Origin of the sequence: Streptomyces sp. NPDC094143 (assembly GCF_040303825.1) — a bacterium.
Taxonomy (GTDB): domain Bacteria; phylum Actinomycetota; class Actinomycetes; order Streptomycetales; family Streptomycetaceae; genus Streptomyces.
In genome coordinates this window covers 37530-50977 of the sequence record NZ_JBEOTZ010000039.1, presented here as the reverse complement: position 1 = coordinate 50977, position 13448 = coordinate 37530, and the positions used below count along the sequence as shown (strand labels likewise).

Below are 13448 nucleotides of genomic sequence, written 5' to 3'. Positions count from 1 at the left end.
GCGGCAGCGGCTCGCTGCTGGTGACCAGGTCCCGCAGCGGGTACCGGCCCAGCACCGCGTCCACCTCGGGCGTCAGCGCCGCCGCCAGCCGTGACGCCGGAGGCAGCGTGTCGTCGCGCAGGGTCCGTGCCGCGTCCAGCAGCACGGCGCGGCCGGCATCCTTCGGCACGCCGGCCGCCGCCCGCTCGTGGAGGTCGGCACCCTCCTCCAGGACCAGGCCCGGGTCGATGCCCGCCGGGACCTTTATGCCCGCCGCGTGGCGCCAGGTGGCCACCGGATCGCTCCATGCCTCCACTCGGTACGTCCAGCGGCCCTCGGTCCGCGCGGTGACCTCGGCGCCCCAGCGGTCGCTGCCGGGGGCGAGCTCCCGCATCCGGGTCCACGGGCCGGGGCGGCCCTCGGGGTCCTTCAGGACGACGTTGGCGGCGACGGCGTCGTGCCCCTCCCGGAACACGGTGGCGGTGACCTCGAACGTCTCGCCCACGACCGCCTTGGCCGGCCGGTTGCCGTTGTCCACCGCAGGCCGGACGTCCCGTACCGGGATACGGCCGATGGGCCGGGTCTTGCTCATGGTCCTCACCTCCACCGTGCTCGTGAGCCGGGCCGGGGGCCCGGTCGGGGGACAGTCGTGCGGGAAGGGCGTTACCTTCCCGCGGGGGATCGGCGTTCGGCCGCAGGCGCGCGGCGGTCGACGGCCGGTGCTCTTCGTCCGACGGCGGCCGGACGGGGCCGCTCGACGTCCGGTTCCTTCAGACGGGCGACCTGGTTCGCGCGCAGATACCGTTCGGCCGCGTCCGCCGCCTCGCGCGCACAGCGTTTGCCCATCAGCACGCAGAGGGTGTAGCCGGAGTCCTCGAAGGTGGCCCGCACGGTGCGGTCGTCCGGTGCCGCGAGCATCACGCGTTCCCAGGCCCGGTAACGCCGCAACTGCCGGGCGACTTCGGCTTTGGCGGGTAGCAGCATGGCGCCGATCACCTTTCGGGCTCGAGGGGCACGGTCTCCCGACGGTCGGACGGCGTGCCGTGCGCTCAGCGACACGGACCCGTAACGGCGATCGAGTTCTTCACACATGGTGCACGTGTGACGACACAGCGTCTTGTTGGACGTTCAACCAATGGCGGTTCGGCTGCGCCGTTCGGACCACCGCGACCCGCTCACATGTGTGCACTGCCGCCTCAAAGGTGCGCTCGTGTTGCACGAACGGGCTAGCACCCTCAGGCTGAGGGTGACTCAGAAGCGATACGTGCTCACGTTCCGTGTTCGGGGCTCGTCCCGCAGGACCGCGGGAACGAGGAGGAGCTGAGCTTCGCGGTGAGGAGCCGACCGATGAAGACCGCAGTGCCCTGCTACTACCACCTCGACGTGGAAGTCAGCCCGGACCGGGTGGGACAGGTCAGCCGCATTCTGGCCGCTCACCTGAGGTTCTGGGACCTGGACAACCTGGTCCAGCCCGTCTGCGGCGGTGTCGAGATGCTGCTCAAGGCCATCGACGAACACGCCAAGGACAAGAAGACGTCGATCGAGATGTGGTGGAACGGGCAGCACCTGATCACCGCCATCGGGGACAACGACCGGGCGGTGCGCCCGGACCAGGAGCTGCGCGGGTGCCTGGAGCACCTCGCGGCCGTGAGCGACGGCTGGGGCTGCTGCGCCACCGAGACCGGCAGCAAGGTCATCTGGTTCTCGCAGCGCGCCCGCGCCGGCGAGCGCGTCCCGCTGGTGCCGACCGCGCCCGCCCCGCAGGAGAGCGAAGGCCTCGAAGTGCCCCGAGAAGTGCGCGTGACACAGCTGGCCGGCCCGGCCGTCCTCCCGGACGAGCTCCTGGAGGAGGCCCGGTGACCCGGCGGCAGACACGGAAAGGGGTGTCCGCGTGGAGCGGGCGCCCCTACCCGCTGGGTGCGGCCTACGACGGGGAGGGCACCAACTTCGCGCTCTTCAGCGAGGTCGCCGAACGGGTGGAACTGGTCCTCGTCGACGACGACGGCACCCACACCCCGGTACCGCTGAACGAGGTCGACGGCTTCGTCTGGCACGGCTACCTCCCCGGCGTCGGCCCCGGCCAGCGCTACGGCTACCGCGTACACGGGCCGTGGGCCCCGGCCGCGGGTCACCGCTGCAACCCGGCCAAGCTGCTGCTGGACCCGTACGCCCGGGCGGTGGACGGGCAGATCGACAACCACCCCTCGCTCTACGAGCGGAACCCGGACGGGCCCGACCCGGCCGACAGCGCCGGGCACACCATGCTCGGCGTGGTGACCGACCCCGCCTTCGACTGGGGCGACGACACCCGGCCCTGCCGGGCGTACGCCGACACCGTGATCTACGAGGCACACGTCAAGGGCCTGACCCGCACCCACCCCGAGGTGCCCGAGGCCCTGCGCGGCACCTACGCCGGGCTGGCCCACCCCGCCGTGGTCGACCACCTCACCTCGCTGGGCGTCACGTCGGTGGAGCTGATGCCGGTCCACCAGTTCGTCCACGACGGCGTGCTGCACGACCGGGGCCTGTCGAACTACTGGGGCTACAACACCATCGGCTTCTTCGCGCCGCACAACGGCTACGCCGCCCACGGCACCCGCGGCCGGCAGGTCGCCGAGTTCAAGCAGATGGTGAAGACCCTGCACGAGGCCGGGCTCGAGGTGATCCTCGACGTGGTCTACAACCACACCGCCGAGGGCAACCACATGGGCCCCACCCTGTCCTTCCGCGGCATCGACAACTCCTCGTACTACCGCCTGGTCGACGGCGACTGGGAGCACTACTACGACACCACCGGCACCGGCAACAGCCTGCTGATGCGTCACCCCTACGTCCTGCAGCTGATCATGGACTCGCTGCGGTACTGGGTCACCGAGATGCACGTCGACGGCTTCCGCTTCGACCTCGCGGCGACCCTGGCCCGGCAGTTCCACGAGGTGGACCGGCTGTCGGCGTTCTTCGACCTCATCCAGCAGGACCCGGTGATCAGCCGCGTCAAGCTGATCGCCGAGCCGTGGGACGTCGGCGAGGGCGGCTACCAGGTGGGCAACTTCCCGCCGCTGTGGTCGGAGTGGAACGGCATGTACCGCGACGCGGTGCGGGACTTCTGGCGCGGCGAGGACCACACCCTCGGCGAGTTCGCCTCCCGGCTGACCGGCTCCTCCGACCTGTACCAGCACAGCCGCCGCCGCCCCCGGGCCAGCGTCAACTTCGTCACCGCGCACGACGGCTTCACGCTGCGTGACCTCGTCTCGTACAACGACAAGCACAACGAGGACAACGGCGAGGACAACCAGGACGGCGAGAGCACCAACCGGTCCTGGAACTGCGGCGCCGAGGGCCCCACCCGCGACCCGGCGGTCCTCGAACTGCGCGGCCGCCAGCAGCGCAACTTCCTCGCCACACTGCTGCTGTCCCAGGGCATCCCGATGCTCTGCCACGGCGACGAACTCGGGCGCACCCAGCGCGGCAACAACAACGCCTACTGCCAGGACAGCGAGATCTCCTGGATCGACTGGCGGCTCACCGAGGAGCAGCGCGCCCTGCTGGAGTTCACCCGGTACGTCATCCGGCTGCGCACCGGCCACCCCGTGCTGCGCCGGCGCCGCTTCTTCCTCGGCGAGACCCTGACCCGCGCCGACCAGCCGCTGCCCGACCTGGTGTGGCTGGCGCCCGACGCCTCCGAGATGACCGACGACGACTGGCAGCGCGGCGACGCGCACTCCGTCGGCGTCTTCCTCAACGGCGACGCCATCGCCGAACCCGACGCGCGCGGCCGCCCCGTGGTCGACGACTCCTTCCTGCTGCTGCTCAACAGCCACTGGGAGCCGGTCGACTTCCGCCTCCCGGACGCCGCCTACGGCGAACGCTGGACGGCCCTGATCGACACCGCCGACCCGGAGGGCATGCCCGACGAGGCGGAGCACAAGGCGGGCACGGGCCTGACCGTCGGGGCCCGCAGCCTGGTCCTGCTGTCCCGGCCGTCCCGCGCCACGGGCGGCACGGACCGCTGACCCGGCGGACGGAGGAAGGCCCCGCGGACCGGAGGGTCCGCGGGGCCTTCGTCCGTGCCGTCAGCGGTCGCGGCGTACCGTCACCGTGAACTGGGCGCCGTCGTGGTCGCGCAGCACCGCCTCGTCACGGCCCTTGGACAGCACGCTGCCGCCGTGCAGTTCCGCGGCCCGGGCGCAGGCCTCCACGTCGTCGACCGTGAAGTGGACCTGCCAGTGCGGCCGGATCGTGGGATCGGGGGCCGCCTCCAGCGCGCCCGACTCGATCCGCGCCACCACGTCACCGCGGCTGCGCAGCACGACCTCGCCGCCCTCGTAGTGGACCTCGCAGCAGCCGGGACGCCCCGAGGCCCAGTCGAGGACCTCGCCGTAGAAGATCGCCGCGTCGAAGGCGTCCCGGGTGTGCAGCGTGATGAAGGCCGGCTGCGCGTTGCGCCAGGTCTCCCAGTCGGTGAACAGGTCGCCCTCCCAGATCCCGAAGGTGGCCCCGTCCCGGTCGGCGAGCAGGGCCGCCCGCCCGGGCGGCAGCGAGATCGGGCCGACGGCGGTCGTGCCCATGCGCTCCTGCACCCGCGCCACCGCCTCGTCCGCGCTGCGCACGGCGAAGTAGGGCGTCCACGCCACCGCCATCTGCCACATCGTCGCCACCCCGGCGATCCCGGCCACCGGCGAGCCGTCCGCCAGCGCGATCCGGAACCGGTCGCCGAGCTTGGCGGGCCGCCACTGCCAGCCCAGGACGGCCCCGTAGAACTCCTCGGTCGCTTTGACGTCGCGGCTGGTCAGGCTCACCCAGCAGGGTGCCCCGAACACGGAGTGCGAGGAGAGCACGTCCTTCGTGCCGGAGGAGGTGGGCATGTCGTGGTTCATGGCAGTCGCGTCCTGATCTCGTCGGCCCGGCAGCCACCGGAGGGATGACACCAGTGTCCGACCGGAACCGTTGCGGGCGCCTGCCGAGTACCCCGGCGGCGCTGCCGAAACGGTGCCCGGAACCGGCTGCTCCGCCCCGGTGGCACCGGGCGGGCCGAGTGACGACCATGGAAGGGTCGGACACTGCGTCAAGGCACTCAAGCACTCTGTGAGGCCATCGGGACAGCGGCGCACCGGACCCGGAGGTGACCATGCCCACGGACGGGGGCTCGGAGCGGATCCTCGCACTGCAGGAGGAGGTCCAGCAGCTGAAGGAGGCCGTGGTCTCCCACGCCGTCGTGGACCAGGCGATAGGAATGGTCGTGGCGCTCGGCCGGGTCTCGCCCGACCAGGGGTGGGAGGTGCTGAAGGAGGTCTCCCAGCACACCAACATCAAGCTGCGCAACGTCGCCGAGCTGATCCTCGTGTGGGGCCGTACCGGCCTGATGCCCGAGGAGATACGGGCCGCGCTGGAGGACGCGCTGGACCGCGCCGGGCCGACCCAGATTCCCGGAGCGCCGCCGGAGGGGTGACCCGTCCGGCGGCACGGCAACGGCTGCGCGCCCCGCCGCTCACCGGTTCTCGGCGAGCAGCTCCTCACGCAGATGGGCGAAGCAACTGCTGAGCAGCCGGGAGACGTGCATCTGCGAGATCCCGAGCTGCTCGGCGATGCGGCTCTGCGTCATACCCTTGAAGAACCGCAGGTAGAGGATGACCCGCTCGCGCTCCGGCAGCGCCTGCAGGCAGGGCTTGACGGCCACGCGGTTGACGACGGTGTCGAAGGCCGGGTCGGGCCCGCCGATCGCGTCGCCGAGGGCGTAGCCGTCGGTGCCGGGCATCTCCGCCTCCAGCGACAGCGCGGAGAAGCACTCCAGCGCCTCCATGCCGGTGCGCACCTCGCCCTCGGTGAGCTGGGCGTACTCGGCGATCTCGGCGACGGTGGGGGAGCGGCCGGAAGTGGTCTGCGACAGTTCCTTGACGGCGTGCCGCACCCGGTTGCGCAGGTCCTGGACCCGGCGCGGGACGTGCAGCGTCCACATGTGGTCACGGAAGTGGCGTTTGATCTCGCCGGTGACCGTCGGCACGGCGTAGGCCTCGAAGGCGTTGCCGCGTGCCGGGTCGTAGTGGTCGACGGCCTTGACGAGCCCGAGGGCGGCCACCTGGTACAGGTCCTCCAGGGCCTCACCGCGGCCCCGGAAGCGGACGGCGATCCGTTCCGCCATCGGCAGCCAGGCCTCGACCAGTTCGTCGCGCAGTGCCTTGCGCTCGGGCCCCTCGGGCATCCGCACGAGGCGGGCGAACGCCTCGGCGGTGTCGGGGGCGTCGTCATGGGGGTGCGTTCGGGTGCCGCCGGCGATACGCATGGTGCGCACCTCCCTGAGCAGGTGCGGAAGGGACGGTCACCATGGGAGGCGCGGACCGGACCTCACGGGGCACCCGGGGCCAGGGGGCCGGCTCCCACGGACGTGCCTCCTGTCCGAAGCACTTCACTGCCCATGCCCGGGCAGCGACATAAAGAAACAATTCCGACAATACGGCATTCGGAGTTCTTTGGCGCCGTCGCGGCAGGCGCGACCATTCCGTGACCCGTCTTGACCGCTCGTCGGAGTCCAGCGGTGGTGCGGCGGGGCCTGCGGCGGGAGGGCCGGCGATCTCGGACTCGCGGCCGGCCCGGTGTCGACCCTGGCCCGCTCCAGGCGGTCGGCAGGCGGACGCCCCGGGGCCCGCTGGGCCGGCCGGCCCAGTGATCTTCACTCCTGGAAGTGATGTGCGGCACGCCCGGGCAAGCGCTTTCTCGACTTCTTCCCGGATAACCGCTGGGCACGGCTTGATCACCGATCAAATGGGATGAACTGCCTGGCCACAGCGCATTCTGCTCATTTGACAGTGCGCTGAGACCACAGATAGGAAGCAGCTTCCAGAGGTCGAGAGGTGCAGCGTGTACGAGCCGAACGTGGTCGGGGACTGGCAGGAGTACGACGAGCACGCCGGTCTGCGCGTCCGCGTCCACCGTCTGGAAGCGGCCGAGCCGCCCCGCGGCCGCGACGACGCCGCCGACGGCCTGACGTACTTCTGCCTGCGCGTGACCGTCGAGAACCGGGGCAGCCGGCACCTCGGCATCCACCTGGAGGACGGTCAGATCGACGTCCGCGTGGGTCCCGACGGCGAGAGCGCCTTCCTCGACTGGCGCAACTCCCAGTTCATCGAGGGCTTCGACGTCTATCCGCTGCGCCGGGTCACCGCCGTGCTGTACGCGGCGGGACCCGAGGCGTCGCTGGGGCTGGTGGACGTCCAGGTGCAGTTGCGGGTCGACGAGGAGTGGACGGACCGCCGGCTCTGGTCGGGGTCCATCGGCGCGCCCGGGGGGACCGCGGAGGCTCAGCAGGGCGCGGTGCGGGACAGCCTGGCGCACCAGGTGAGCGCGTTCCTGAGAGATCAGGCGGAGGAAGGCACCGCCTGATCCGGGCCGGCGTCCGGGTGCCGCGGGGGTCAGTGCGGGATGCCGTCGATGATCTCGCGGGCGCCCTGGCGCAGCAGGGCCACGGCGACCGAGGTGCCGAGCGTGGCCGGATCGAGCCGTCCCGCCCACTCGTGGGCGTTCAGCCGCGTCTTGCCGTCCGGGGTGAACACACAGGCCCGCAGGGACAGTTCACCGCTGCGGTCCACCCGTGCGAACCCGGCGATCGGGCTGTTGCAGTGCCCCTGCAGCACGTGCAGGAACATGCGCTCGGCCGTGGTCTCCCGGTAGGTGTCCGGATCGCCCAGGCCGCTGACCGCGTCGATCAGGTCGGCGTCGTCCTCACGGCACTGGAGCGCCAGGACGCCCGCGCCGATGGGCGGCATCATCGTCTCGGTCGAGAGGATCTCGCTGATCACGTCCGTCCGGCCGATGCGCTCCAGCCCGGAGACGGCGAGCAGCAGGGCGTCGGCCTCGCCGGCCGCCAGCTTCGCCAGGCGCCGGTTGGCGTTGCCCCGGAACGGCACGCACTGCAGATGCGGGTGCGTGGCGGCCAGTTGGGCGACCCGGCGCACCGAGGAGGTGCCGATCCGGGTTCCGGCCGGCAGCTCGTCCAGGGTGAGCCCGCCCGGGTGGATCAGGGCGTCGCGGATGTCGTCCCGCTTGAGGAACGCGGCGAACACCGTGCCCGCCGGGAGCGGCCGGTCGGCGGGCACGTCCTTCACGCAGTGCACGGCGAGATCCGCCTCGCCGGCCAGCAGTGCCGCGTCGACCTCCTTGGTGAACGCGCCCTTGCCCTCCACCTGGGACAGATCGCCCATCCACTTGTCGCCGGTGGTCTTCACCGGGACGACCTCGGTGCGCACCCCCGGGTGGGCGGTGGCCAGCTCGGTCCGGACGCGCTCCACCTGGGCGAGGGCCATGGGGGAGTCGCGGGAGACGATGCGGATCAGTTCGGGGACGGACATGCCGCCACGATAGACCCTCTGCGGGGCGCGCCTGTGCCGTACCGCCCCCCGATCGCCCGGCGGCGCACGTCAGTTCGGGTTGAGCGGCTCGCTCAGCTCGACCGCCCGCAGGGCCGCGGCCAGGGCCCGCTCGTCGCCGACGTCGAGGGCGGTGTCGGTGAGCTTGATGACGTGCTCGTCGCCGTGGGCGAGGGCCCGGTCCAGCACCTCCTGCGCCGTGCGGCCGGGCGCGGGAACGGGGGCGGCCTCCGCCGGGGTGTACATGGCGGTGACCGCCGCGGAGGCGGTCCACGCGGCGCGCAGACTCGGCGCCCACAGCGAACGCGGCAGGGAAGCAAGGGCGCGCAGCACGGCGTTGGGCGCCGTAGCCGCGTGCACGAGCATGGTCTCCTCGCCGTGGCCGTGGGTGGCGTACCGGTGGGTGGCGGCCCGGACCAGCTCGGTCGGGCGGGCCCGGGCCGTGTCCGGGTCGGTGAGTCGCCCGCCCACCGCGGCAGCCGCCGGACGGCCGTCAGCCGGTCGGGGAAGCCGCCCCGGAGGTCGCTGATCGGGGGGGCGTCCAGCGACCGCGCGGCGTCCGGCGGTGCGGGCAGGGGCGCGATGCGGGACACGGGGCGGTGCCGGGCCGCCCAGTAGCCCAGGCCGTGGGCGAGTTCGGCGAGCCGCGGCCCGTTCTCCCCGGCTTCCAGGGCCCGTACGGCGTGGCCGACGCGGATGGGTCAGGGCGGTGGCTACGGCTACCCGCAGCCCGGCACGACCCAGGCCCCGCCCGGACCCGGCGGCCGGGGTGCGTGGAGCCGCCGTAGAGGCCGGGCAGCAGGCGCGGCCACCAGACGGCGAGGACGTCCCGCCAGGGCTGTTCGGCCAGTGCGCGGCGGAAAAGGGCGATCCAGTCCGCGGCCCGGCGCGGATCGCCCAGTGCCTCGCGCCAGTCGGCGTCCGTGACGGGAGCGAAGGGCCGGGGGAGGTCCTCCAGTTTGGGCCGGTACTGGTCCAGCCAGCGGTGCACGGCGTCCACCCGGCCGTGCGCGGCGAGCGCCTCCACGACCATGGGGGCGTGGTTGGTGAGCCTGCCGAGCCGCTCCGGGCCCGAGGCGTGGAGGCGTTCGAGGGCCTCTTCGAGCGTCCCCGTCGTGTCGTACGTGTCCATGACGGGACGGTACGCGGCCGTACGGACGTGGGGGATCGGACGCGGGGCGGAGAACCGGTCCGGCCGGGGACCTGGGCCCCCGGCCGGGCCGGCCGGCGTCACGCGTACGGGTCGAAGGCGATGCCCGACGGCTTGGCCGAGGCCAGGTGGCCGGCGAAACTCGCGTCCTTCAGCCCGAAGTTGGCGCTGCCGAAGTTGTACGACGTGAGCTTGTCGCGCACCCCGGCCGGGTAGCCGTTCCAGCCGACCAGCGGCGGGTACTGCCAGGTGCCCTTGTGGTTCTCCGGCGGCTCGTCGTTGGAGTTGGCCAGCCGGAAGCAGTGCGTGCTGATGCCGTCCTTGTGGTAGACGATCTTCGGGTGCGTGCCGTCGAAGCGGACCGAGGACGCCGCGTGCACGGTGAACGAGCCGTGGTTGGACGTCGAGACGTACTTGACCTGGTTGTCCTGCACCCACACGGCGACGTGCTCGAAGTCGTGCCGGTGGCCGCCGATGCTGCTGCCCGCCAGCGCCTGGTCCTTCTCGAAGTACAGGGCGTACAGGATCGCGCACCAGCCGTTGTTGCACTTGTAGCGCGAGTAGCCGTTGGTGTTGTCGAGGTCGGAGGCGTCCCGGCAGTTGCCGTTCAGGGCGCCGGTCGGGTTCAGTCCGCCGTTGACGGCGCCGTCCGGACCGATCGCGGGCGAGGAGTAACAGCCGTCGGTGTCGTAGTCGTAGGCCGGCTGGTACGTCCGCTCCAGTGCCTCCGCGTGGGCGGGCAGGGCCGGCGGCGGGGCGGCGAAGGCCGTGGCGGGGAAGGCGAGGACCAGGACGGCGGCACCGGCTGCCCCGGTGAGCCAATTTCTGCGCGATGCGAACGGGCGTGACGACACTGCGTCCTCCTCTTGGGCGCAGCCCAACGGCTGTGGGGGAAAGGGAGGTTCAGCTTCCAGGCTGAACGCGTCCATGCCAAGAGGGGTGGGAGGTCCCAACGGTGAATCACAGCCCAATAGTTGGCGCTCCCAGGGCCGATTCAGGCCAGGTCGTCCGGGATGTCGGCCGCCGCCTCCTCGGGTGCGAGGTCCGGCCGCAGCCGCAACCAGGACGGCTGGCGCAGCAGACCCTCCCGGGTGCGGGTGCTGTAGCGGACCTCGCCGACCAGCCGGGGGACGACCCAGTGGGCGCCCGGAGCGCGCGGGGCCGGGTCGAAGGGGCAGACGTCCGTGGCGGCGGCCGCCAGCAGCCCGGCCAGTTCCGTGCGCTCGGCCTCGCTCCAGCCGGTGCCCACGCTTCCGACGTAGCGCAGCCTGCCCGCGGCGCGCTGCCCGACCAGGACCGCGCCCGGCAGTCCGGTGAGCCGCCCCTTCCCGGGCTGCCAGCCGCCGACCAGCACGTCCTCGGTGAGCATGTTGCGGATCTTGATCCAGGCGCGGGAGCGCACCCCCGGTTCGTACACCGAGTCCAGCCGCTTGCAGACCAGGCCCTCCAGGCCGTGCTCGCGGGTGGCGCGCAGCGCCTCGGCGCCGTGGCCGACGAGCGCGGCCGGGGTCGACCAGGAGGGGCCGGTCAGGCCGAGGTCCTCCAGCGCCGAGCGGCGTCGCGTGTAGGGCAGGCGCAGCAGTGACCGGCCCGCCAGGTGCATGACGTCGAACAGGACGAGATGGGCCGGCACCTCCGCCGCCCGCCGTGCGGCCCGCGCGGGGGAGTGGGCGAGGCCCATGCGGGACTGCAGCAACTGGAAGCTGGCGCGGCCCTGTGCGTCCAGGGCCAGGATCTCCCCGTCCAGCACGGCCGGGGTGGTACCGAGGGCGGTGCCCAGGGGCCGCAGCTCGGGGTAGGCGGCCGTGATCTCGTCACCCGACCGGGCCCGCAGCAGCACGCTGCCGTCGCCGGGGAGGTAGACCACCACGCGCTGGCCGTCCTGCTTGGTCTCGTAGGCCCAGCGGGTGTCCTGTGCGGCGGGCGGCAGGGAGCCGGACGTGGCGAGCATGGGCGGGATCAGCGGCAGGTCCACGGGTTGAGTTGTCGACGGGCCGGGGCGGGGTCACGCCCGGATGTCGTGTGTTTCCCCTGAACGGCGCTGACCTCGGTGGTCGTCCCGCCGCTCGTGGGATTTACTTGCGCTATGCAGCGATATGGTTGAGGTGGCGCGCATGGCCACACCATCGCTCCCCGGCGTCCCCCCGGCGGAAGTCGCCGAGATCGAGCGCGCGCTCACCCGGATCTCGTACCTGAGCACGCGCGCCCGTCAGCACGACCGGCTGACGGCCCTGGCGGGCGTGCCGCTCGACCGGGCCGCCGTCGCGCTGCTGCGGCCGACTCCGAGCCGTTGCGGCCGGGGGAGCTGGCGGCGCGGCTGGGCGTGGGGGCCTCGCACGTCACGCGCATGGTGCAGCAGTTGCAGAAGGCCGGGTACGTCACCCGCGTCCCCGACCCGGACGACCGCCGGGCCCAGCGCATCGAAACTGACCGACGCGGGCCGGCAGGCCATCACCAAGGTCCGCGAGGCGAGGCCGGGGTGCGCGGCATGCAGCTGGCTCTGTCGGACTGGTCGCCGGAGGAACTGCGGCAACTGGCCACGCTGTTCCACCGCATGGTGGACGACTTCCTGGCGCACGCGGTGGAGGAGGAACCGGAAGCGCGGTCCGCCGGAGCGGCCGGAAAGGGCTGAGGCGCGACTGTCCCGGCGGCCGGGGATCGGAGGTGTCCGGCTCGTGGTGGGCGGATATCCGTCACCGTGCCGCCGGGTCGCGAGGGTCCGTCCGCTCGGTCGCCGTCGCTCCCGGTGGGGCGGGGTCGCGCAGCCCGCACAGCAGCAGCCGTCCCAGGGCGGGCAGGGCGATCAACGGCAGCAGCGCCGTGCGCAGGGAGGTCGCGTCGGCCAGCGCCCCGATGGCGGGAGTCGCGAGACCGCCCACGCTCACCGCCAGCCCGAGCGTGACGCCGCCGGCGGTGCCCGTCCGCCGGGGCAGGAAGTCCTGGCCCAGGGTGAGGTGCAGCGAGAACGGCACGTACAGGCCCGCCGACGTCAGCGCGGCGAACAGGTACACCGCCGGCCCGGGCACCAGGACCAGCCCGGCCACGGCCAGGACCGTCAGGGTGTACGACCGGCGGACCACGGCCGTCCGACCGTACCGCTCGGCCAGCCGGCCCCCGGCCAGCGTCCCCACCGCGCCCCCGGCGTAGAGGACGAACAGCGCCGCCGTACCGGCCGCCTCCCCACCGCCGGTGCGCTGACGCGCGTACAGCGAGACGAAAGCGCCGAGGCCGACGAACACCACCGACCGGCAGACCACGGCACCCGACAGGCGAAGGAAGGACGGCCAGTCGTCCCGGCCGGCCGCGGGCCGCGCGTCCGCGCCGCCGCTGCCCGGGCCGGCCGAGCGCACGGCCACCGCGCACAGCACGGCGCCCAGCACGGCCGGGACGGCCAGCAGGGGAGAGGCGTCCAGACCGCCCACCCCCATGACGGCGAAGACCAGCAGCGGCGCCAGGGCGAAACCGGCGTTGCCGCCGAAGGAGAACCAGCTCATCCCGGTGTGACGGCCGCCCGCCACCGCCCGCGCCACCCGGGCGGCCTCCGGGTGGTAGGCGGCCACCCCCACGCCCGACACCGCGACCACCACCAGGGTTGGACCGTAGGAGCCGGTCACCCCGCTCAGCGCGACGCCCGCCCCCGCCGTCAGCGCGCTCAGCGGCAGCAGCCACGGCATCGCCCACCGGTCGGTGAGCACCCCGAACAGCGGCTGTACGAGCGACGACAGCAGGGACGCCGCCAGGACGACACCCGACGCGGCGGCGTAGGAGTAGGCGCGCTCGGCGACGAAGTACGGCACCAGGGCGGCCACGGTCCCCTGGTAGACGTCCACACAGGCGTGCCCCGTCGACATCCAGGCGACGGGTCGCCCCGGTCGCGGGCCGCGACGCCGGTTCCGGCCGTGGTTGTGCTGTGAAGTGGTCACCCGGCGATCGTCGTCCGCCGGTCCGGTGGCCCGCTT

Annotated in this window: 12 protein-coding genes and 2 pseudogenes; 5 read left to right on the top strand and 9 right to left on the bottom strand. The window is 72.8% G+C overall.

Going from position 1 to position 13448, the window contains the following annotated elements; translation table 11 throughout:
- On the bottom strand, nt 1-571 hold a 571-nt coding region (locus tag ABTZ58_RS33990; RefSeq protein WP_351365387.1), incomplete at its 3' end, for a maltotransferase domain-containing protein.
- Nucleotides 572-642: 71 nt separating this feature from the next.
- Nucleotides 643-963 (bottom strand): DUF5133 domain-containing protein, encoded by a 321-nt coding sequence (locus ABTZ58_RS33985; RefSeq protein WP_351365384.1) that lies wholly within the window; start codon nt 961-963, stop codon nt 643-645.
- Between the two features lie 363 nt (nt 964-1326).
- Here ABTZ58_RS33985 and ABTZ58_RS33980 point away from each other — a divergent pair, with 363 nt between their 5' ends.
- Nucleotides 1327-1839: a pep a2 gene (locus tag ABTZ58_RS33980; RefSeq protein ID WP_351365381.1), complete on the top strand. Its 513-nt coding sequence runs from the start codon at nt 1327-1329 to the stop codon at nt 1837-1839.
- Nucleotides 1836-3992 (top strand): glycogen debranching protein GlgX, encoded by a 2157-nt coding sequence (gene glgX / locus ABTZ58_RS33975; protein ID WP_351365378.1) that lies wholly within the window; start codon nt 1836-1838, stop codon nt 3990-3992. The genes ABTZ58_RS33980 and glgX overlap by 4 nt, the downstream gene beginning before the upstream one ends.
- A 60-nt stretch (nt 3993-4052) precedes the next feature.
- On the opposite strand, the gene ABTZ58_RS33970 is transcribed toward glgX, so the two are convergent.
- Nucleotides 4053-4856 carry a VOC family protein gene (locus ABTZ58_RS33970; protein ID WP_351365375.1) on the bottom strand — a complete coding sequence of 268 codons (804 nt, stop codon included), beginning with the start codon at nt 4854-4856 and terminating at the stop codon, nt 4053-4055.
- A 251-nt stretch (nt 4857-5107) separates the two neighbouring features.
- Here ABTZ58_RS33970 and ABTZ58_RS33965 point away from each other — a divergent pair, with 251 nt between their 5' ends.
- Nucleotides 5108-5428 carry an ANTAR domain-containing protein gene (locus tag ABTZ58_RS33965; RefSeq protein WP_351365371.1) on the top strand — a complete coding sequence of 107 codons (321 nt, stop codon included), beginning with the start codon at nt 5108-5110 and terminating at the stop codon, nt 5426-5428.
- Nucleotides 5429-5467: 39 nt separating this feature from the next.
- Here the strand turns inward: ABTZ58_RS33965 and ABTZ58_RS33960 are convergent, their stop codons facing one another.
- A complete protein-coding gene (locus ABTZ58_RS33960) occupies nt 5468-6259 on the bottom strand; it encodes an RNA polymerase sigma factor SigF (RefSeq protein WP_351365368.1) in 792 nt (263 codons plus the stop codon).
- Between the two features lie 575 nt (nt 6260-6834).
- Between ABTZ58_RS33960 and ABTZ58_RS33955 the strand changes: the two genes are divergently transcribed.
- Nucleotides 6835-7356: a hypothetical protein gene (locus tag ABTZ58_RS33955; protein ID WP_351365365.1), complete on the top strand. Its 522-nt coding sequence runs from the start codon at nt 6835-6837 to the stop codon at nt 7354-7356.
- Between the two features lie 29 nt (nt 7357-7385).
- Here the strand turns inward: ABTZ58_RS33955 and hemC are convergent, their stop codons facing one another.
- The 4 genes and pseudogenes from hemC to ligD all read right to left on the bottom strand — a co-directional run bounded on the left by hemC (nt 7386) and on the right by ligD (nt 11464).
- Entirely contained in the window at nt 7386-8321 is a 936-nt protein-coding gene (gene hemC / locus ABTZ58_RS33950; protein WP_351365362.1) for a hydroxymethylbilane synthase, read from the bottom strand.
- Nucleotides 8322-8390: 69 nt separating this feature from the next.
- A pseudogene (locus ABTZ58_RS33945) lies at nt 8391-9471 on the bottom strand (questin oxidase family protein).
- A 98-nt stretch (nt 9472-9569) separates the two neighbouring features.
- The gene (locus ABTZ58_RS33940; protein ID WP_351365359.1) at nt 9570-10343 is read right to left on the bottom strand and encodes an NPP1 family protein; all 774 of its coding nucleotides are present in this window, start codon (nt 10341-10343) and stop codon (nt 9570-9572) included.
- Between the two features lie 140 nt (nt 10344-10483).
- Entirely contained in the window at nt 10484-11464 is a 981-nt protein-coding gene (ligD, locus tag ABTZ58_RS33935; protein ID WP_351365356.1) for a non-homologous end-joining DNA ligase, read from the bottom strand.
- Between the two features lie 139 nt (nt 11465-11603).
- Here ligD and ABTZ58_RS33930 point away from each other — a divergent pair.
- A pseudogene (locus ABTZ58_RS33930) lies at nt 11604-12121 on the top strand (MarR family winged helix-turn-helix transcriptional regulator).
- A 61-nt stretch (nt 12122-12182) separates the two neighbouring features.
- Here the strand turns inward: ABTZ58_RS33930 and ABTZ58_RS33925 are convergent.
- Nucleotides 12183-13340 carry an MFS transporter gene (locus tag ABTZ58_RS33925; RefSeq protein WP_351365353.1) on the bottom strand — a complete coding sequence of 386 codons (1158 nt, stop codon included), beginning with the start codon at nt 13338-13340 and terminating at the stop codon, nt 12183-12185.
- Nucleotides 13341-13448 lie beyond the last annotated feature (108 nt).